General features: G+C 64.3%; 16 protein-coding genes and 3 pseudogenes. 4 read left to right on the top strand and 15 right to left on the bottom strand.

All coding sequences use genetic code 11. From position 1 onward, the window contains the following. Positions 1 to 88 precede the first annotated feature (88 nt). From A3862_RS25160 to fcl, 5 genes and pseudogenes are all read right to left on the bottom strand, one after another. Entirely contained in the window at positions 89 to 1,519 is a 1,431-nt protein-coding gene (locus tag A3862_RS25160; protein WP_043756264.1) for a mannose-1-phosphate guanylyltransferase/mannose-6-phosphate isomerase, read from the bottom strand. A gap of 14 nt (positions 1,520 to 1,533) precedes the next feature. After that, positions 1,534 to 2,516 (bottom strand): annotated as a pseudogene (locus tag A3862_RS25155) (GDP-mannose 4,6-dehydratase). 137 nt (positions 2,517 to 2,653) lie between these two features. After that, the gene (locus A3862_RS31200) at positions 2,654 to 3,418 is read right to left on the bottom strand and encodes a DUF6492 family protein (protein WP_124263017.1); all 765 of its coding nucleotides are present in this window, start codon (positions 3,416 to 3,418) and stop codon (positions 2,654 to 2,656) included. Between the two features lie 505 nt (positions 3,419 to 3,923). After that, positions 3,924 to 5,177 carry a glycosyltransferase family 4 protein gene (locus A3862_RS25150; protein WP_124263016.1) on the bottom strand — a complete coding sequence of 418 codons (1,254 nt, stop codon included), beginning with the start codon at positions 5,175 to 5,177 and terminating at the stop codon, positions 3,924 to 3,926. Further along, positions 5,178 to 6,148 (bottom strand): annotated as a pseudogene (fcl, locus tag A3862_RS25145) (GDP-L-fucose synthase). Between the two features lie 324 nt (positions 6,149 to 6,472). Between fcl and A3862_RS32650 the strand changes: the two are divergent. Further along, a pseudogene (locus A3862_RS32650) lies at positions 6,473 to 6,868 on the top strand (transposase); the annotation flags it as partial. A 96-nt stretch (positions 6,869 to 6,964) separates the two neighbouring features. Here A3862_RS32650 and A3862_RS25135 read toward each other — a convergent pair. The 3 genes from A3862_RS25135 to A3862_RS25130 form a co-directional block, all read right to left on the bottom strand. After that, the gene (locus A3862_RS25135; protein ID WP_043756268.1) at positions 6,965 to 7,975 is read right to left on the bottom strand and encodes an STELLO glycosyltransferase family protein; all 1,011 of its coding nucleotides are present in this window, start codon (positions 7,973 to 7,975) and stop codon (positions 6,965 to 6,967) included. Between the two features lie 134 nt (positions 7,976 to 8,109). Beyond that, the gene (locus tag A3862_RS31195; RefSeq protein ID WP_124263015.1) at positions 8,110 to 9,210 is read right to left on the bottom strand and encodes a hypothetical protein; all 1,101 of its coding nucleotides are present in this window, start codon (positions 9,208 to 9,210) and stop codon (positions 8,110 to 8,112) included. 473 nt (positions 9,211 to 9,683) lie between these two features. Continuing rightward, positions 9,684 to 10,645 (bottom strand): IS630 family transposase gene (locus tag A3862_RS25130; RefSeq protein ID WP_100793929.1). Its coding sequence is split into 2 segments (ribosomal slippage): positions 9,684 to 10,294 and positions 10,294 to 10,645, totalling 963 coding nucleotides; the frame shifts between segments, so codons are not numbered across the junction. Positions 10,646 to 10,775: 130 nt separating this feature from the next. On the opposite strand from A3862_RS25130, the gene A3862_RS25125 reads away from it, so the two are divergent. Continuing rightward, positions 10,776 to 11,581, top strand: a protein-coding gene (locus A3862_RS25125) for an IS5 family transposase (RefSeq protein WP_100793923.1) whose coding sequence is annotated in 2 segments (ribosomal slippage) — positions 10,776 to 11,106 and positions 11,106 to 11,581 — 807 coding nt in all. Because the reading frame shifts where the segments join, the coding sequence is not laid out codon by codon here. Positions 11,582 to 11,814: 233 nt separating this feature from the next. Here A3862_RS25125 and A3862_RS25120 read toward each other — a convergent pair. From A3862_RS25120 to A3862_RS25095, 6 genes are read right to left on the bottom strand one after another with little or no spacing between them, the layout of a single operon-like run. Continuing rightward, positions 11,815 to 12,456 carry an acetyltransferase gene (locus tag A3862_RS25120; protein ID WP_043756272.1) on the bottom strand — a complete coding sequence of 214 codons (642 nt, stop codon included), beginning with the start codon at positions 12,454 to 12,456 and terminating at the stop codon, positions 11,815 to 11,817. After that, positions 12,453 to 13,178: an SDR family NAD(P)-dependent oxidoreductase gene (locus A3862_RS25115; protein WP_043761015.1), complete on the bottom strand. Its 726-nt coding sequence runs from the start codon at positions 13,176 to 13,178 to the stop codon at positions 12,453 to 12,455. Before A3862_RS25115 ends, A3862_RS25120 begins: the two co-directional genes overlap by 4 nt. A gap of 16 nt (positions 13,179 to 13,194) precedes the next feature. Next, entirely contained in the window at positions 13,195 to 13,422 is a 228-nt protein-coding gene (locus A3862_RS25110; protein WP_010685059.1) for a hypothetical protein, read from the bottom strand. Continuing rightward, entirely contained in the window at positions 13,419 to 14,459 is a 1,041-nt protein-coding gene (locus tag A3862_RS25105) for a 3-oxoacyl-ACP synthase III family protein (RefSeq protein ID WP_043756274.1), read from the bottom strand. Before A3862_RS25105 ends, A3862_RS25110 begins: the two co-directional genes overlap by 4 nt. Then, positions 14,452 to 14,769, bottom strand: a complete 318-nt coding sequence (locus tag A3862_RS25100; RefSeq protein WP_012318195.1) for a hypothetical protein — start codon at positions 14,767 to 14,769, stop codon at positions 14,452 to 14,454. Before A3862_RS25100 ends, A3862_RS25105 begins: the two co-directional genes overlap by 8 nt. Further along, entirely contained in the window at positions 14,735 to 16,342 is a 1,608-nt protein-coding gene (locus A3862_RS25095; protein WP_043756276.1) for an HAD-IIIC family phosphatase, read from the bottom strand. Before A3862_RS25095 ends, A3862_RS25100 begins: the two co-directional genes overlap by 35 nt. Positions 16,343 to 16,521: 179 nt before the next feature. Between A3862_RS25095 and A3862_RS25090 the strand changes: the two genes are divergently transcribed. Continuing rightward, positions 16,522 to 17,949 (top strand): MaoC family dehydratase, encoded by a 1,428-nt coding sequence (locus A3862_RS25090; protein ID WP_043756279.1) that lies wholly within the window; start codon positions 16,522 to 16,524, stop codon positions 17,947 to 17,949. A gap of 196 nt (positions 17,950 to 18,145) precedes the next feature. On the opposite strand, the gene A3862_RS25085 is transcribed toward A3862_RS25090, so the two are convergent. Beyond that, positions 18,146 to 18,670 (bottom strand): hypothetical protein, encoded by a 525-nt coding sequence (locus A3862_RS25085; protein ID WP_043756280.1) that lies wholly within the window; start codon positions 18,668 to 18,670, stop codon positions 18,146 to 18,148. Positions 18,671 to 19,021: 351 nt separating this feature from the next. On the opposite strand from A3862_RS25085, the gene A3862_RS25080 reads away from it, so the two are divergent. Beyond that, entirely contained in the window at positions 19,022 to 19,624 is a 603-nt protein-coding gene (locus tag A3862_RS25080) for an acyltransferase (RefSeq protein WP_043349829.1), read from the top strand. Positions 19,625 to 19,634 lie beyond the last annotated feature (10 nt).

Genomic DNA, 19,634 nt, shown 5'->3' with positions numbered 1-19,634 from the left:
GGCGCATCTCGGGCGGCGATCGGCTACGCTGTCGCAGCCGGCTAGTGGGAGGTTTTCGGTCTGCACGGCCCCGAGCGCGGCAGCTGGCTCAGCGTCCGTAGATGTCCTCGACGCGGATGATGTCGTCCTCGCCGGTGTAGGAGCCGACCTGGACCTCGATCAGCTCCAGCGGGATCTTCCCCGGATTGGCCAGCCGGTGCATCGAGCCGATCGGCAGGTAGACCGCCTCGTTCTCGTGGACCAGCACCACCCGGTCGTCGATCGTCACCTCGGCGGTGCCGCGCACCACGACCCAGTGCTCCGCCCGGTGGTAATGCTTCTGCAGCGACAGGCGTCCGCCCGGCACCACCTGGATCCGCTTCACCTGGAAGCGCTCGCCGATGTCGATCCGCTGGTACCAGCCCCAGGGCCGGTACATCCGCAGATGCGCGTCCGCCTCCGGTGCGCCCGAGGCCCGCAGGGCGTTGACCAGATCCTTCACCTGGCCCGAATGCGCCTTGGAGGCCACCAGCACCGCGTCGGGGGTGGAGACCACCACCACGTCCTCCAGGCCCACCACCGCGGTCAGGCCCTCGCCCTGGCTGTGCACGAGGCTGTTCTTCGTGCCGATCAGCGACACCCGGCCCCGCACGGCGTTGCCTTCCGCGTCGTGGTCCAGCACCTGCCAGACCGCGTCCCAGGTGCCGACATCCGACCACGAGAACGACACCGGCAGCACCCCGGCCCGGGCGGTCCGCTCCATCACCGCGAAGTCGATCGAGATCTTGGGCGCCCGGGCGAAGGCCGCCGCATCGAGGCGCACGAAGTCGAGGTCGGTCACCGCCGCCTCCAGCGCCGCGCGCGCGGCCGCCAGCACCTCGGGGACGAACGCCTCCAGCTCGGCCAGCATCAGGTCGGCGCGGAACAGGAAGTAGCCCGAGTTCCAAAGGGCGCCGTCCGTGATCAGCGCCTCGGCGCCGGCCCGGTCGGGCTTCTCGACGAAGCGGGCGACCCGGGCCGCGCCGGGCGCCTCGGCGATCGGCTCGCCCCGGCGGATGTAGCCGTAATCGGTGGCGGGCCGGTCCGGCTCGATGCCGAGCGTCATGGTGTAGCCGGCCTGGGCGCCGGCGGCCGCGCGCCGCACCGCGTCGACGAAGGCCTCCGTGTCGGGCACGACGTGGTCGGCGGCCAGGATCAGCACCACGGCCTGCGGGTCGGCGGCGGCGGCATGCAGCGCGGCCACCGCCACGGCGGCGGCCGAGTCGCGGCCCTGCGGCTCCAGCAGGATGTCGGCGGCAAGACCCAGCTGGTCGCGCTGCTCGGCGACGATAAAGCGGGCCTCGGCCGAGGCGATGACCGTGGGCTTGGCGAAGACGGACGCGTCCGACACCCGCGCCAGCGTCGCCTGGAAGGTCGAGCGCTCGGCATCCACCAGCCGGGCGAACTGCTTGGGCATGCTCTCCCGCGACGCCGGCCACAGCCGCGTCCCCGTCCCCCCACACAGGATCATCGGGTGTATCTGGATGGTGAAATGAGACATCGTAGGCAGCCGTCTCAGGCGTTGGCGCTGAGGCGCTTGATGTCGGCGTCGACCATCTCGGTGATCAGGGCCTCCAGGCTGGTCTCGGCCTCCCAGCCGAAGGTCGCCTTCGCCTTGGCGGGGTTGCCGAGCAACACTTCCACCTCCGCGGGCCGGAACAGCGCCGGGTCGATGACGAGGTGGTCGTCCATGGTCAGGCCGACATGCTTGAACGCGATCGCGCACATGTCCCGCACCGTCGTGGTCCGGCCGGTGGCGATCACGTAATCGTCCGGGCGGTCCTGCTGCAGCATCAGCCACATCGCCTGCACGTAGTCGCGGGCGTGACCCCAGTCGCGCTTGGCGTCGATGTTGCCGAGCCGCAGCTCCTTCTGCGTGCCGAGCTTGATCCGCGCCACCGCGTCCGTGACCTTGCGGGTCACGAACTCGACCCCGCGCAGCGGGCTCTCGTGGTTGAACAGGATCCCGTTCGAGGCGTGCAGCCCGAAGCTCTCGCGGTAGTTGATGGTCATCCAGTGGGCGTAGAGCTTGGCCACACCGTAGGGCGAGCGCGGGTAGAACGGCGTCGACTCGCTCTGCTTGGCCTCCTGGATCAGCCCGAACATCTCCGAGGTCGAGGCCTGGTAGTAGCGCGCCTGGGGGCGACCGAGCGCAGGCATTCCAGCATGTGCGCGGCGCCGAGGCCGGTCACCTGCCCGGTGAGAAGCGGCTGCTGCCACGACGAGGTCACGAAGGACTGGGCGGCGAGGTTGTAGATCTCGTCGGGCTTGGCGGCCTGGACGATGCGCATCAGCGCCGAGAGGTCGAGCAGGTTGCCGTCGACCAGCTCGACATCGTCGAGGATGCCGAGCCACTTCAACCGGTGGTCGAACACGCCGGCATGGCTGGAGCGCCGCACGATGCCGGTGACGGCGTAGCCCTTCTGCAGCAGCAGCTGCGCCAGATAGGCGCCGTCCTGGCCCGTCACACCCGTGATCAGCGCTCGCTTGGCCGTCATGAACCCGTCCCGTCCCGAAGATGCCCGGCTGCTACGACCGCAACGGGCCGCGCGTCAAGGCAGCTGACAGGCCCACCGACCGCCGGAGGATCAAACTCTGCGGCCGATAAAGCGTGTAGGTGACCTTATTTGACTTTCTAAAGATCGATTATTCGCTCAATTTCTAAAATCTCCTCACTACCCGCCGACCGATCAGCTCGTTCGCCACTAAGACAATATTGTTTGACAAAATGTTCAGGATTGCAATCTCCCCAATTCAAATGAATATGATAAGCCGGCGTATCAGTAGGCCTATAGTAACTAAACGCCCCCATAAGATTGAACTCAGAAAATTCGTGACGGAGTTTCAGCCGCGGTTCAATGCCCTCATATCCGAAACCGTGAGTGCCACTAAACCATTCCTCGAGATCGACATACAATCTCCGCGGATAAATAAGCGGAAACAGCGCCATAAACTCGAAATCGACCTGCCGACACAGAAATTTTGATGTAATATATTGCCACGGCATCTCAACCTTTTCTCGGTAGAAATAGTCATACTCCCTGTGATAAAGCACAGGCAACCCATTGAAAAAATGCGAAGCCAAATCGAATGGTTTGATAAATATACAATCGCTATCGACATGAAGGACAAAGTCACAATTCGTATAAATATGAGACCTCAATTTTGTTATCTGCTGACCTATGTAGTCGAAATCATAGTCTGGGCAAATTGAAAACTTGAAACGACTGTAACGCGAAACAATCGGCTCTATTGCCGACCGGCACCGCTCGCGACAGACTACGACGTATTCATCAAGTTCTTTGCAATACTTATCAATTGATTTTAATAAGAACTCGAGCCTCTGCGCATCGTCGGCGTAGGTTCTAACTAAAAGGGAGCAACTTGGAGTACCTGACATAATTCGGATCCGCCACATGGACGCTGCCCAGCAGCGCAAATTTACATGGGATTTAGCGGGAAGCTCGGAGGTTGGCCATAGCTGAGTTGGTATAATGGACGGCGATCCAGCGCTTCCTGTACGACGATAGTCTTTTCGAGATAATCGGCGCGAGCAACTCCAATCCGTATCTGGAGCTCGCATTAAACATTATAACGGCCCCACATGGCCATGTCTCACCGTGCTGGCAGGCTCCCTAATCGAACCAAGCCAACCGGAGGGAGGTCATGGCCGCTCCTTAAGACTTGCAAGCCAGGGCGTGAAAGTATCCGCAGCGCTGTGAGAGACATATGGAGCCAACTATTTGCGGGTTGCAGCCTATCCAGGATGCACGACGTGCAGCCCACGACCGCATTTCGGCGCAGTAATGGATCAACGGCGGGTCGCTTCCCCCAGTCCTAAACCACCGGCTCGCCGGGGCGCATCAAATGGCTCCTCAACCCTTGACTGCCATCAGCGGCGCTTTTCAGAATATTGCTTTGGTATTAACTTGAGATTGGATAGATCGAAGAAGCGTCCATTTATCGTAAAAGCCTTGGCGTTCACCCTGCTTTGCATCCTTTAACGCGTCACAACATGCGTCAAAGAGCGCCCGCCCAATGTCGTTCCAATTATACTGAAGACAGTCCCTCAAGCCGGCCGCGCGCATTGCTTCTCTGCGGCTCTCGTCGTCGAGCAGCGTGAGTGCGCCGATCATATCGTCGACGGAGTCAGGCTCAACAATTATGCATGCCGGTTCTCTGGCAATCTCGGCCAGAGAGCCCTTGTTGGTTGTGACGATGGGGCAACCACAAGCCATGGCCTCTACGACTGGCAGCCCGAATCCTTCATAGAGGGAGGGATAGATGAACGCTCGGGCCGCTGAGTAGGCATGTGCAAGTTCCTGGTCGGTCGCCTCGATGCGCATCACACGAAATTGATTTCCGATTTCAGCGATCAATTGCTCGTCAAATTTCTCTTCGCCGCCTATGCACAGTACGTCTAAATCGCATCTGCCTGAGTTGAGCAGCGCTTCAAATAAAATTTTCCCATTTTTATATCCTTTATTCTGATCTCGGGACCCCACCATCAGGAGAAATGGCCGCCGAAGCCCATAGGCATTCAAAAATTTCTCGATTTCGGCCGGACTTGATCGCACGAAGATAGACTTATCATAGCCAAGGTATTCAAACCGGACATTGCTCGGAGATATTTCTGGATAGAGATGCAACAAATCACTTTTTGTCGTCCTCGAAATACAGACAAACCAGCGCGCATAAGAAAGCGCGGTTTCCTTCTCGGCCCAGAAACGGTCGCGAAGATCGAACGAAAACCTTTCCGGGATCATGTCGTACACCACTTGAACACTCGGAGTTTCCAGCGGGGTGGTGAAGAAGGTTGACAAAAAGATATCGGCCCTGTGAAAATCACAGAGCTTTTGCAGGAGGATAGAATCGTCCGCCGCGTAGGACGCATGGTATGCTGGAAACGGAACGGATTTTACGCCCACGATGTTGGGACAGTTACCTCGATCGGCGAGAATGATCGAAACGTCAGGATAAGAATTGAGTATAGGAATAAGCGAATTCCATACTCGCGCAATCCCAGACTGCGCAAGTTGGAAGAACACGCCGTCGATTAGGATCCGCATCTTACAACCATAATCAGAGAAAATTCTTCCGCTGCCCGGCCAAAAAGCCTGTAGAGACGCTGCGCTGAGATCAGATTTATTCTTAACCACTCAGCTCCGAATCGAGGCGTGGTACTCGAGGAACCATCCATAGGTCTGGCGCAGCCCGTCCTCCAGGCCGATCTCCGGCCGCCAGCCCATGGCCCTGAGGCGCGACACGTCCATCAGCTTGCGCGGCGTCCCGTCGGGCTTGGTGGCGTCGAAGTCGAGCCGGCCTGCGTAGCCGATTACCCGGGCCAGCGCCTCGGCCAGTTCCCGGATGGTGCAATCCTCGCCGGTGCCGACATTGATGTGCGACAGGTCCGGCCGCGTGTTGGCCGCGTAGACCCCGTCGTCCATCTCCATCACGAAGACGCTGGCGCGGGCCATGTCGTCCACGTGCAGGAACTCGCGCATCGCCCGGCCGGTGCCCCAGACCGTGACCGACGGGCGGCCTTCGACCTTCGCCTCGTGCAGGCGGCGCATCAGCGCCGGCAGGACGTGGGCGTTCTCGGGATGGAAGTTGTCGTTCGGCCCGTACAGGTTCGTCGGCATGACGCTGCGGTAGCGCCGCCCGTATTGGCGGTTGTAGCTCTCGCACATCTTGATCCCGGCGATCTTGGCGATCGCGTAGGGCTCGTTGGTTGGCTCCAGGAGCCCGGTCAGGAGCGCGTCCTCGCGCATCGGCTGCGGGGCCAGCTTCGGGTAGATGCACGACGAGCCGAGGAACAGCAGCCGGTCGACATCGTGCGTGTGCGCGGCGTCGATCAGGTTCGACTGGATCAGCAGGTTCTCGTGGATGAATTCGGCGGGATAGGTGTTGTTGGCGTGGATGCCGCCGACCTTGGCGGCCGCAAGGTAGACCTGATCGATGCGGTTGTCGGCGAAGAAGCGACGGACCGCCGCCTGATCGAGAAGGTCGAGACTCTGGCGGTCGGCCGTGAGGATGCGCTCGTGGCCCAGCTCACGCAGCCGACGCACGATCGCCGAGCCCACCATGCCCGATGGCCCGCCACGAAAATGGTCTGACCTCGACCGTCCATCACGCGTCCGTTCCCTGCCGAAAGCTCGGATTTCCAAGCCCCTATAGCCTATTTGCGGCGCGATAGCGTCGGGCACACACGCATTCTCGCAGTCGATGATCTGAGGTGTAAGACGCCAGCATCTTCCGACCAAGCCGTGTTGCCCCGATCAGCCCATTCCGGGCGCAGCGCTAAGAGCGCTTGATTAGCGGCATGTTAGCACAACGATAATCCCACCGAGGCGAGCGGGCAAGCGCCGCCTAGCAGCACCCGGCAGGCGACTCAGACAAACATTTGCCAACGCTCGCGTTCTCTTCGTGAGTTTGGGGTTTTCAGCGCAGGAGGATTGCGAGGGCACGGTTTTACCGGCTCTCGGATGAGGCCTGGGCGCTGATCGAGCCGCATTTGCCGGACGGCCAATCAGACGAACCTCGGATCGAGGACTGGCAGGTGGTCAGCGGCATCCTGCACGTCCCAAGGTCGGTCGCCGCTGGCAGGACGCACTCTCCGCCTCCGGGCCCGCACACGACGATCTAACCCCCCACAGGCACATCCCAGAGCCGTCGGGTGACCGGCCCTATCCCGTCCACGGGCACTCGGACGGTGCCCTTCCAGCATAGCCGCATTGCCTCCCGGTGGCGCAATCGGATCGCGCGCCTGTCCGGCCATCTCAAGAATCGGCGGCGCGCTGCGACCCGCTACGACCGCCTGGCCTGCAACTATCTCGCTGCAGTCGCGCTATCCTTTAACATTGCCGTTCATGCCCGTGGAAACAAACGCCCTCCCGCTCGTTTGGCGGGAGGATCGGATGCAGCCGCGCTTCCCTAAAACCCGGCCTTAGAAACGGGACGACGTCGCCTCTGAGAGGCCTTCAAGCCAACTGTCCAAAAGCCTCAATTCCCCGCGGCCGACAAGTTCGAGTGCCACCAATCGCTCGTAGCAAGCGCGCATGTTGTCGGGAATATGCGCTATCCCCGCTCCGACCTCAACCTGATCGAGGGCGTCTCGAATGGCCGTATTATGGAGGTATCCCGGCACTTCCTCGGCGAAGTCCCGCATCAGATCGTGAACGTTGCGCTCTTGAAAGACGGTGGCTGCGTGGAACAACACGCCCCATCCGTTGGCATACGCGATCCGCTGCGCAACGAAGCTGCGCCAGATGTCAGTCATTCGAAACGAGCAGTGATAGGGCAGGTAGAGAAGCGGAAAGGCGTCCGGCCACCAGGTCGTGTTCTGACTGTTGAAGGGGCACCAGGCACCTCGCAATGCCAACGCGGGGGCCTCGTTGAAGCGGAACGGGATGGGCAGGAGGAGCCTATAGATCGCATCGACGTCTGGATTATCGTCGGCCAAACCCTGCTGGATAGGACAGTAGACGTCTTGAGCGGATATCGGCTCGGGCAGAGGCGCGTTCACCTGGTCGAGGGGCAACCCCCGCGGCCAGACCAATCCATCATGGAAGTAGCGGTAGACATTGGTCCAGGCCGGCTGGCTAATGACCCGAGCCGAAACGCGGGCAGACCGAGGTTTCCAAAACTCCGGATGCGGAATGTTGTCATCGTCGGTCTCGATCAGAACAGTCGCGCCCGCGGCGATCGCGTGGAGATAGCCGACGTTCTTGCGGGCATAATGCTGCGCCGGAGCTTCAACCGCGTAGCGGAAACCGGTGCGCGCCTGAGCATCGAGATCTAGATACGCGGCGCCGGGCTGAGCGAAGTCGGGTGGGCTTTTACTGTCCCCGACGATGACAAACCGCGCATCCAGTCGGCCTGCGTCGCGAGCAATCTCGGTTACGGCTCGTGTCGGGTAGTTGATACTCGTGATGACGATGGCGTATTTGTCCGACATATCTATGATAACCTTCAGTCCTTGTGTCTCAGCTTCAATTGTTTTGCTAACGTAACCGCAGAAACCTATCAATAATTCCGCAACAAGGGACCAACATTGATATCGTAAATTTCACGCACCAATCACAAGTCATATTATTTCAATAAGTTTAACCAAGCTCGCGTTGCACCTTCGAAATCGCGGGCCGATTGATTTTTCTGCTTGCGACTTTGATTGAAATTATTGAAATGACTAAGCATCTCTCCGAGTTCATCGAGGCTGTCGAACAATTTGACCCCATCCCAGTGGTACCAGTCGGAATATTGCAGCCAGAAGCGAACCGCGTCTCTGTCGAAGTCATTCTGGGGATCCGGCATCGTTTCGATGACCGCCGCCATTCGTGACGCGCACATTGGCTTCAGGGATGGCTTGCGCTCGACTAACAGGTAGTTCGAGCAGTGCCACTCGGTCAGGAGTCGGAGCGACGGGAAGAACAGTGGTATACCCATCGAGAGGTATTCGAAGAACGATCCGCTGCTCACCGCATAAGGTATGACCACCATCGCGCGGCACTCGCATAACTTTTCCCAGGAGTGGCCGTCCGGAAATGCTGAGGCGACCGTCTGCACGTTCAGCCCGAAGCGCGAACGCGTTTGTTCCGCTATAAAATCCATGAGGTAAGTGCCGTAACTATAATGCCTGCCTGGGCCAATCAGAACTCGATCAGATTGAGGATTGTAGTGTTTTTCAATATATGAGCCCGTCGATGGAATGTATGTCGGCTGAATGCCTGTGTAGTAATAAAAATACATGGCATCGTAACGGTTGTTTGCGCTCAACTCGAGACGTCCCGATCCAGCCAATCCGATCAGCAGATCCCGGAGAGCCGCGGCATCGCTGGGAAGAAGCTCATGGTTGTCGTCAAAGCGAAACGACAACTGACAGTAGATTGGGATCTCAAGATATTTAAACAGATGCACAAGCTTAGATGTAAAACTAGTGTAGAAGAAATCAGCTCTATTTCCATTTTGCGTGAACCACTCTGTAAAACGATGAGCCAATCTCTCGAAGGCTTCCTGAGAGTAAGGGGCCGACACTTCCGCGCGCGTTATAGGCAGACCTATAGCAGGATCCTCCTCGTAGAAAAAGCGCCAATGAGAACTTAAACAGTGATCACTTCCGTCCAGTCCAATATTATGAAATATTTTTTTTGCCGATTGCGTAGTGAATACGTGAAGATCATTCATCCAGTACACGTAAAATCTCCGCCCAATCGTCGCGATTCGTTGGCTGCACTGATCCGGAATTCGGATGCGTCCACCACTTTGTAAGCGCGTCCGTTCCCTGTGAATCTGGTCAAGGCTTTTGTGGGTATGGATTTGACTCCATAGAGGATTTTGGCTCGAGGGGAAATTGGCCTCTTCCCGCCGAGGGCTCGTCGCATCGGAGAGGCAGTGCACGCCGACCTTGTGTTATGCTCGCCCCATTCACAAATGGGCGTCCGCAGTGATGCAAGAGGCAACGCGGCGAGGATTTGGCCGTCGGTTCGGAAATTTGCTAAGGATCAAGCTCAGCCAGCCTCTGCCCCGCCGGGTCAGTAACCGAGAGCGAATCCGGTTATCGGAGCGGTCAAAGTCTGACTTCGATGCCACGTCGCAGAAGACGCTTCTCTGATTGTGGTCGGCGAGGTATCGTTGCAGAAAAGGCCCCTGGTTAGAGCCGTTCCCGCTTACGTAGCGACGGCCAAGTCGTTGTCGTAGCCGGCGGCGGCGAGGCTGTTGCGGCACTCGTCTGGAGTGAAGCGGGTGAAGGCGTGCCGGATGGCGTTCCAGAGGTCTGGCACGGTGCGGGCGGCTGCGCTCCGCAGCAGGGCTTTCAGCTTGGCGAAGATCTGTTCGATCGGGGTGAACTCGGGGCTATAGGGCGGAAGGTAGAGCAGCCGGGCGCCGGCCGCCTCGACCCGCTCGCGGATGCCGCTGACCTTGTGAGCTTGCAGGTTGTCGAGGATCACGACGTCGCCGGGCCGCAGCACCGGGACGAGGCGGTTGGCGACGTAGTCGCGAAAGCGCTGGCCATTGGTAGCGCCATCCGCGAGGTCGAAGGCGCACAGGCCGGTGGTGCGCAGAGCGGCGGTGATAGTGGTCGTTTTGTAATGGCCCTGGGGCACGAGGAGCCGGCAGCGCTTGCCGCACGGGGCGCGACCGTAGCGGCGGGCCATGTTGGTGGCGGCCGCCGTCTCGTCGAGGAAGACGAGCTTGTCGGGGTCGAGGTCAGGCTGAGCCGCGAACCACGCCTCACGCGCCGCCTTCACGTCAGCCCGCTCCTGCTCAGTTGCGTACAGCGCCCCTTTTTACGGGTGATCCCATGGCGAGCGAAGAAGCGTGACAGCCCGCTCGTGCTGGTCTGCACGCCCTGCTCGGCCAGGGCGTCGCGCAACTCGCGCAGGAAGCGTTCGGGCCGGGCCTCGTCGAGGGAGAGGATCAGATCCGCATGCGCCTCGATCGCTGGCAGGCGGTCGTCGCCGTGCGTCGGTTTGGGGGCGACGTGACCCTGCTGCGCAAACCGTTGCGACCTGCGGCTGGCGCTCGACACGCTCACCCCGAACCGCGCCGCCGCCTGATGGAAGGAAGCGCCCTCTGTCACGGCCGCCACGACGCGCTCGCGCAGATCGACAGACAACGGTGAAGGCATCGCTGGCTCCTTCACCCGTCAACGCTCCAGCCACCGTCCTGTCGCAACACCGCCGGGCACGGCTCTAAGCAGCACGGATTAGAGCGCCTAACAGAACGGGCACGGATCGGGCGGGTGGGCGTTGGTCGTAATGGCTCGTCCGCTTCTGCCCGATGGTCTCTGGACCGAGATTGCGCCGCTTCTGCCGCCGCCCCGCCCACGTCCAAAAGGTGGCCGACGGCCGATCGAGAACCGAGCCGCGTTGACCGGCATTCTGTTCGTGCTGCGCTCAGGCATTCCCTGGGAGATGCTGCCAGCGGAGATGGGCTGCGGCTGCGGGATGAGTTGCTGGCGGCGCCTGCGCGACTGGCAGGCGGCCGGCGTGTGGGCCCGCCTGCATCAGGTGCTCTTGGAGCGCCTGCACGGGGCGGGCGAGATCGACCGGAGCCGAGCGAGCCTGGACAGCGCCGCTGTCCCGGCCAAAAAAGGGGCTCTGCCACCGGCCCGAACCCGACGGACCGGGGCAAGGCGGGCACGAAGCGCCACCTCGTCACCGACGCGCGCGGTACACCGCTCGGCTTCCGCCTGAGTGGGGCCAACCGGCACGACAGCGTGATGATGGCACCCACCCTCGATGCCATCCCACCCGTGCGCAATGGTCGGCGAGGCCGGCCGCGACACCGCCCGGACAAACTGCACGCTGACAAAGCCTACGACGCTCAACCGCGCCGACACGAGTGCCGGGCGCGTGGGATTGCCCCACGCATCGCACGCCGCGGCATCGAAAGCAGCGAGAGGCTGGGCCGGCACCGGTGGGTGGTGGAGCGCACACACGCTTGGTTCAACCGCTTCCGTCGGCTGCCCGTGCGCTATGAGCGACGTGCAGACATCTACGAAGCCTTCACCAGCCTCGCTGCCAGCCTCATTACACTCAACCAGCTCAAACGGTTCTGTTAGGCGCTCTTAATCTGAGAAGCCGGCGCGACCGAGGCCGGCACCAGCGCTCATCCGGTCTTGTTCAGGGTCGTCCCGAAAGCGGGGCCTCAGGCACGGACTCGGCGCGATAGCGCCCGTCAGGCTGGTATCGCGCCAGACCTCAGCGGAACTTAGTGCTGATCCAACGCATCCATGGAAGCACTTTATCTTTGCACGGCCCTAATTTTCGACCCGAATTATCCCATGTGGACGGATCACGGGGTTCCAATAGGGTTGTCGGGCTTCGGCCAGATCGCCGCGTCGTTCGGAACGCCGCGCAGCACGGTGCAGCCCATGCCGATCATGGTCCGCTCACCAATCTTAAGGCCCTGCAGTACTTTGGCCAACGGTCCGACCAAACTGTCTGCACCTATTGCGCAGCGCCCACCGATGAACGCCGCGGGTGAGATCGTCGTGTTGTCGCCAATCTCGGCATCGTGCCCGATAATGGCGCCGGTGTTCAACACAGAGAACCGCCCGAGCCGCGCATCGACGTTGACGATGACTCCATGCGCTACGAACGCCCCCGCGCCCAGCCCGACGCCCTGGCTGACGATCGCATGCGGCGAGACTAGGGGCGGGCAGGGCAGGGCGTGGTGGTCGAGCCACGCGATGATCTCGGCCCGCGCCTGGATCGCCGCCCGGCTCACCCCGCCCACGGCCAGGGCCACACCTGCATAAGCGGCGCGGTCGGCCAGCAGTTCGTCGAGATAGCCCCTGTAGGTGCCGACCTGCGCGCTCGGCTGGCTCGAATAGGTTGCATCGACGGTATAGCCGCACATTTGCGCGACCTCGGCGATCTCCTTGGAGAATCCGCCACCGCCGATCAGCGCGAGACGCTGCCCCGGCGCGGTCACAACATGGCTCCGCCATCGACCCGGAGGATCTCGCCGGTGACGTGCCGGGCCTGGGGCGACATCAGGAACGCGATGGCGTCGACCACGGATTCGACGGTCGCGGCGCCTGCGGGGCTCCGTTTCTCCAGCGCGTCCTTGAACTCCGGGCCGTACAGGCGGGCATGGGCCTGAGTCATCTCGGTGTCGAGCCATCCTGGGGCGACGCCGACGGCGCGCCGGGGGGCAAGTTCCCGGGCCAGCCCCTTGATCAGGGCGTCGAGCCCCGCCTTGGAGGCGGCATAGGGCACGATCGCCGGCTCGGGCCGCTGCGCCGCGACGGACGACACCGCGCAGAACACCGCGTCCCGGGTCGAGACGCGGGCGCTGCCGAAGGACGCCGCAAACAGGGTCGGCGCGACGAGGTTGGTGCGGTAGAGTCGTTCGATCTCCTCGACGCCGAGGCTGCGCATCGGCTTGATGATCTGAACGCCCGCGCAATACACGAGCCCGGTCAGAAGGCCCCGCTCGGCCACCGCCGCCTGCAGCACGCAGCCGATCGCCGGGAGATCGGTGACGTCGGCCGCGACGACGGCGCAGCCGAGCGCCTCCAACTCGGCGAGCCGGTCCGCCCGCCGGGCGAGTGCGGTGATCCGCATCCCGCCCGCACGGAGACGCTCGGCGACGGCGCGGCCGATGCCGCTGCTGGCCCCGACGACGAGGACGTGCCCCCCTGGCTGCGACATCGGCTCCGACATCGGCTCAGGCCTGTAGCTTCGCGCCAGCCAGCGCGATCAGGTCGTCGGTTGTCGCCGCGCCGGCGATCCGCTGAGGATCCACCTCAAGGCCTAGCGTGTCGTAGAGTGCCATGATGTTGAGGATGCCCAGCGAGTCGAAGGTCTCGATCTCCCCGAGGCTCTGCCCGCGGGCCAACGGCCCCGGCTGATCGAGGATCGTGCCGAGCTCGTCCAGGAATGCGCCCTCGGTCATCGGATGGTCTCCTCGTAGGTCATGACCGGGGGCGCGTAGATCCGGTCGGTAGTGATCGTGCAGGCCCCCCAGCTCAGGCCGACCCCGAAGCCGGCGAGCAGCGAGCGCACTTGTCCGTCCGCATAGGCCTCCGCGAGGAAGCCCGAGATCGTGCCGGGGATCGAGGCCGAGTTCTGGTTGCCGTAGACCGACTGGGTGCCGGTCGGAAGCTTGCTGTCGTCGAGTCCAAGGCGGCGCTGGAGGTTCTTGAGGATGTATTTGTTCGGCTGGTGCAGGACCAGGAAATCGAGGTCCTCGGCGCGCGTGTCCGAGAAAGCCAAGATGCCCTCGATCAGCGGCGGGACGCGCTTGAGGGAGAAGTTGAAGACCTGCGCCCCATCCATATGCATCGTCGCGGACTTGTCCGCATCCGCCGCGTCGGCCCGCAGGCCGCTATGGGGGATGAACAGCGCCTTCTCCCCCGAGCCGTCGCTGTGGAGCTGGAAGACGCTCTCGCTCTCGCGCCGCTCGATCAGCACTGCGGCGCCGGCATCGCCCATGATCGGGGTGATCGAGCGGTCATTGGTGGCGACCATGCGGCTCGCGACGTCGCCGACGCAGAGGAGGACGCGGTTGAGGCCGGATTCGATGAGGCTGTAGGCGACCGACAACCCGTAAACGAAGCCGCTGCAGCCGAGGCGGATGTCGAAGCAGAGCGTGTCGGTCCGCATGCCGAGGCGGTGCTGCATTGCGATCGACGTGGAGGGCGAGCTGTAATCCGGCGTCTGGGTCACGAGGATCAGCCCGTCGACGGCGTCGGGCTGCAGGTCGAGGCCGCGCAGCAGGTGGCGCGCCGATTGCAGGCAGAGATCCGCCGTCGTGGTGCCGGGATCGGCGACGACGTGCCGGGTCGAGAAGCCCATCGCGCGCTTGAGGCGCTGCGCCTCCTCGGGGGCAAGCCCGAGGGCGGCCGCCTCGTCGTCGAAGGCCAGGACGCGTGCGCCGACCGTGGTGACGAGCCCCGAGAGGGTCGCGCGCGAGAACCGCAGGTCAGCCATGCTCGACCGTCTCGGCGACGTAGTCGATCCAGCCCTGGAAGCGGCGGAGGGGCGACTTCGTGCTGTCGAGGATGCTCTCGTTGGCGAGCGGCACGTAGCGGCCGACCGTCCGCTCGATCTCGGATTCCGTCTCGAGGAGGAGCTCGACCACCGCGAAGGAATCGAGCCGCTCGTAGACGTCGTCCTCGGGCCCGGGATTCTCCAGGTCCGGGCGCCCCCAGGTCTCGACGAGCCGCGCGAAGGTCGCGCGGGCAGCCGCCTCGACGGCGCCGCGGTCACTCCGCGACGATGTGGATGTAGGGGGTGTCATCCGGTCCTCGTGTCAGTCGGTACGTCTTGCCCTCGGGGCCAGCGCTGAGGGGTTCGAAGCCGTTGTCGTCGAGGAAGGTCTCGACCATCCGGTTCTTCGCGCTCGGGCGATACCGGGCCTTCAGGTCCCGATCACCCTCCTGGTGGCAGACGTGGCGCAGAATTTGGGCCTCGATGCGGCGACCGAGCGCCCGGCAGCTCATCAGGAAGGTCTCGAGTTCGCCGCCCCGGACGATGGCGACCCCGACGATGCCCATGTCGCCAAACCGGTCGACCACCCGGGCCGCGTAGACGCCGCCCTCCTGCATGGCGGTGGCGACCTCGTCCTCGGTGTAGCGTCGGGTCGTCAGGTTGAACTGGTTGGTCTTGTTGATCAGCTGCGTGACCCGCCGCAGGGAGCCCGGGTTGTTGCGCGCGACATGAACCCGGATCTCGAGGGAGGCGAGGTAGTCGTCCATCGAGGCGGCCGAGCGCTGCAGCTCCTGCCGCTGCGCCTCGCCGCGGTACTGCTCGGTCTTGGCCAGATCCTCGGCGGTGACGTTCCGGGCGCGCAAGGAAGCGATGCCGTCGAGCAGGGTGAGCGCCTGCTCGGGGCGCGTCCGGTCGAACAGGTGGCACTCGACCCCGGGGAGCCGGGCGCGGACCTCCTCGATCTCGAAGGGGTTGTCGTCGAGGAAGACGAAGCTGTCGAGGCCGAGGTTCAGCGTCGCCGCGAGGTCGCGGATGTTCTCGCTCTTCTCCGACCAGTTGCTGCGGTAGGCCACGAAATCGTCGAGCCGCAGCGGCATCGCGCGCTGGGCGAAGACCGCGCGGAAATCCTCCTCGTTGTTCTTCGTCACCGCGCAGAGCAGGATCCCGAGGCCCTTCAGGCGCAGGAGCTGGCGCTGGAGCTGGGTGTGGACGATCCCCGGATAGTCGCTGTCGACCTCCAGGTTCTCCACCCCGTCCTCGCCGACGACGCCGCCCCAGAGGGTGTTGTCGGCGTCGACCACCACCACCTTGCGCCGCGCCCGCAGCCGCGCCGCGACGGCGTCGGCGTAGCGCGCGTTGAGCGCGTCCACGGCGGCCGGGGCGTAGGGCATCTGGTACATGTACCGGTTGCGCTCGCGGAAGGCGTTGGCGAAGCCGAGCAGCGCCAGGGCGCCGGCGGCGTCGACGACGCTGACCCGCTCCTGAGCCCGGGCGAGGTCGAACAGCACCGCGTTCACCCGCGCCAGGGCCGCCAGCTGGTCGTGGAGGTCGCTCTCGACGGAGGAGACCGGCACGAACGGCACGGTGTTGAGGATGATCGTCCCCGGCGCCCGGGCGAGCCGCGCCGAGACCAGCTCGGCGAGGCCGCGCGCGCGGGCGACGGCCGCCTCGTCCGGGGCGACGTCGAAGAACCAGCGGTGGTCGAGATGCACGATCAGGACGTCGGCGGCGGCGGGACCCGCCAGCACCTGCTCGATCTGTCCGATGGGGAGATGCTCGCAGGAGACCGTGGCGAGATCCGCAAGGCGGCCCGCCATCTTCCCGAACGGGTTGGTGACGACGTTTCCGACGAAGCCGATCGACAGGGCGCGAGCCGTGGTCATCCTCGATACCGGTCCCTGCGACATCCTGCGGATGCCTGCCCTCCGGCGATCGACCGGCCCCTTACCGTGCGTGCGAGCGCCGCCCTCTTGCGAGATCGCGTGTCATAAAGCAAGGGGCCGGGCACCCGGCGGCCGGCCAGCCCGGCCGGGGCGGGGACCGGCCGAGGAGGAGCTGCGCGATGAACGGATCCGGTTCGGACGACGCCGCCGCGACGCGGATCTGGACCGAGGCGCACCAGGCGGCCTTCGCGCGGGCCACGGGGGACGTGAACCCGATGCACATGGATGCGCGGATGGCCCGGCGAACGCTCGCCGGCGAGCGGGCCGTCCACGGCGTCCACGCCGCCCTCTGGGCCCTCGATGCCTGCGCCGACGCCCATCCCCTCGACCGGCTCGCGACACTGCAGATGCGGTTCGAGCGGTTCGTGCTGGTCGGGGATTGCACCGTGCTGACGGTCCACGCGGCGGAGGCGGGGCAGCTGCGCCTGTCCCTGGCGGTGGACGGCGTCCGGACCCTGACGATCAAGGCGACCTTCGCGGCGGACAAAGCCCCGGCCCAGCCGATCGAGACGGCGCCCACCGCGATCCCCGCGGAGCCGGTTGCCCGCGATCCGGCGGCCCTGACGGGGCTCGCCGGAGCCTTCACGCTGCCGGACCCTGCGGCGATCGCCGCGCTGGCGCCGCGCCTCGCCCGCGCCCTCGGTCCCGGCCGGGTCGCCGCCCTGGGCGGACTCTCGACGCTCGTCGGCATGTTCGTGCCCGGCCTCCACTCGATCCTCTCGAAGATCGACGTGACCGTCACCGACAGGGATGCCGGCTCGAGCCTCGGCTACGCGGTGAAGCGGTTCCAGCCGATGCTGCAATCGGTGACGCTGGACGCCGCCGGCCCTGGCCTCATGGCGCGGGTCGAGGGCTTCGTCCGCCCGCGGCCGGTGGAGCAGGAGAGCCTGCAGGACCTCGCGGCCCTGGTGGAGCCGGGCGCCTTCGCCGACGTGTCCGCGCTGATCGTCGGCGGGTCGCGGGGCCTCGGCGCCGCGACCGCCAAGCTGATCGCCGCAGGCGGCGGGACGGTGTGCATCACCTACGCGTCCGGCGCCGACGAGGCGGAGGCCGTCGCCCGGGAAATCCGCGACGCGGGCGGGCGCTGCCAGGTCCTCCGCTACGACGCCGCCGAACCCGCCGCCGCGCAGCTCGCGGCGCTGGCGATGCGCCCGTCGCAGCTCTACCATTTCGCGACGCCCCGCATCTTCCGCCAGAAGCGCGCGCCCTTCGAGCCGGCCTGCCTGGACACGATGATGCGCGTCTACAATGCCGCGTTCTACGAGCTGAGCCAGTTCTGCCTCGACCGCAGCGACGCCGTGGCGGCCTTCTACCCGTCGACCACCGCCATCGACGAGGCGCCTCGCGACACCCTGGAATACGTCATGGCCAAGATCGCGGGCGAGACCCTCGCCGCGACTTTGGGGCGGACGCTCCCGAAGCTGCGGACCGTGATCGAGCGGCTGCCCCGGGTGAAGACCGATCAGACGGCCACGATCTTCCCCGTGCCGGCCGCCGCCCCGAGCGCGCTGATGCTGCCGATCATCCGGCGGATGGCGTCGGCCTGACCCGAAGGACCGGGGCGCGGAATCGACGGGCCGGACGGGGCCGTCACAGGGCTGTCGATCAATTCAAGCCCCCCCTGCACCGACACGAGCGCAGGACGGTGAGCCCGGCCAGCGCGACATCTCCGCGCGCGGCGCCGCTGTCTTGTTTCGCTCCGCCCGCCAAAGCCGGCACCATCGCCCTCGCCGGACGCCCGGCTCACTCGGCGGCGTCGTGTTGGACCTCCGCATCCGAGTCCGGGTCGGCCTCGTCCTCGGCGTCAGCCTCACCGTCCTCGGACTCCACGGGCGCGGCGGCCGTGAAGAAGTCGCCGTTTCGGATCGCCTCGCCGCCGGTCACCAGCATGCTGAGATAGGTGTTGAGGGTATTCGGCGCGACGTCGGGCAGCCGCTCGGCGATCTCGACATGCGACAGGCCCTGCGGGCCGGCCGAGCCGAGCAGCGCCTTCAGCCGTCCCTTGGCCGAGTTCGCACGGGGACCGCGGGCGCCGCGCCGTCCGCCGGAGGCGGGCGCGGCGCGTTCGGCCGCGGAGGCCCGCAGACCTTCGGGCGCGTGGAGACCGGAGGCGTCCAGCGGGATCCCTTCGACGATCGAGGTCAGCGCCGCCTCGGCCGCCCGGAGCTTGGTCAGCTCGGCTCCGATCCGGTCGTAGTCGCTCTGGAGCGCGGCCCTGCGCGCCCGCACGTCGACCAGGGCCTTCGTCAGGGTGTTGTCCTCAGCCACCGGACGGCCTCATCCCATGATTTCGCTGGGTGACGGCATACGTCATAGGACCATTGCGGCGTCAACAGGCGCGCGGAGGCTCGCCGGCCGGGCCCGGTGACGGCCCGCGATCGGCAGCGCGAGTTGTGAGGACGACGCCCGATGGCTTAGAGACATCTTCGAACGCCTCTGCCGGCTTGGAGTCATCGGCGCAATTGCCGAATCTCGACGGATTCCGATTTCGGCACGCCGATACCGTAATCGTCACGTCAGAAGGCGAACGTTCTTCCACGGGTTCGATGTGCGGCCGTCCGCTCCGGGACGTCGGCCGCGTCGCGCCCAGGGGCATTCATAGATCCCGCAGAGCAAATTATGTCTTTGAATATTTTCGACAAAGGGGAGAATAATGTCATCGACATCGATTCGCGGGATCAGCACAGCCAAGCCGGAAAGATCTACATCAACGGCGACAACAACTACATCCGCATAGGCAGAGGCTGCGTGTCCGACAAGGACATGCACATCGTCATCGAGTCCAACTGCCGGTTCGATGTCGGCGAGCACGTCCGGCTCTCGATGGCCAACATCTATGTCGGCCCCAGCTCGATCCTGCGCATCGGCGACAGGACCGGCTTCACCGGTCTGGTCCATCTCAATCCCGTCGAGGCGAAGGCGATCGAGATCGGGACGGATTGCTCCATTGCGTCCGGCGTCTGGATGACAACGAGCGATTTTCACTCGATCGTCACCCGGGATACCGGGCAGCGGCTGAATCCGGCCAAGCCCGTTCGCGTCGGCAATCACGTCTGGATCGCCAATCACGCCACGCTCCTCAAAGGCTCCGTGGTCGGCGACAACGCCATCATCGGCGCACACGCTGTCGTCACCGGAACCGTGCCGCCCCATTGCGTGGCCGCCGGCAATCCCGCACGCATCGTGCGGGAGGACGTGACGTGGCGTCCGGACCTGATCTGACCGCACCCGC

Origin of the sequence: Methylobacterium sp. XJLW (assembly GCF_003254375.1) — a bacterium.
GTDB lineage: Bacteria > Pseudomonadota > Alphaproteobacteria > Rhizobiales > Beijerinckiaceae > Methylobacterium > Methylobacterium fujisawaense.
The sequence above is the reverse complement of the archived record's forward strand: the minus strand, read 5'-3'. Positions and strand labels throughout refer to the sequence as shown.

Coding starts and splice junctions, on each gene's coding strand:
- A3862_RS25160 (WP_043756264.1), bottom strand. CDS start 1,519: ATGTCTCATTTCACCATCCAGATACACCCGATGATCCTGTGTGGGGGG.
- A3862_RS31200 (WP_124263017.1), bottom strand. CDS start 3,418: ATGTCAGGTACTCCAAGTTGCTCCCTTTTAGTTAGAACCTACGCCGAC.
- A3862_RS25135 (WP_043756268.1), bottom strand. CDS start 7,975: ATGTCGGACAAATACGCCATCGTCATCACGAGTATCAACTACCCGACA.
- A3862_RS25115 (WP_043761015.1), bottom strand. CDS start 13,178: ATGTCGCAGCCAGGGGGGCACGTCCTCGTCGTCGGGGCCAGCAGCGGC.
- A3862_RS25110 (WP_010685059.1), bottom strand. CDS start 13,422: ATGACCGAGGGCGCATTCCTGGACGAGCTCGGCACGATCCTCGATCAG.
- A3862_RS25105 (WP_043756274.1), bottom strand. CDS start 14,459: ATGGCTGACCTGCGGTTCTCGCGCGCGACCCTCTCGGGGCTCGTCACC.
- A3862_RS25100 (WP_012318195.1), bottom strand. CDS start 14,769: ATGACACCCCCTACATCCACATCGTCGCGGAGTGACCGCGGCGCCGTC.
- A3862_RS25095 (WP_043756276.1), bottom strand. CDS start 16,342: ATGACCACGGCTCGCGCCCTGTCGATCGGCTTCGTCGGAAACGTCGTC.
- A3862_RS25090 (WP_043756279.1), top strand. CDS start 16,522: ATGAACGGATCCGGTTCGGACGACGCCGCCGCGACGCGGATCTGGACC.
- A3862_RS25080 (WP_043349829.1), top strand. CDS start 19,022: ATGTCTTTGAATATTTTCGACAAAGGGGAGAATAATGTCATCGACATC.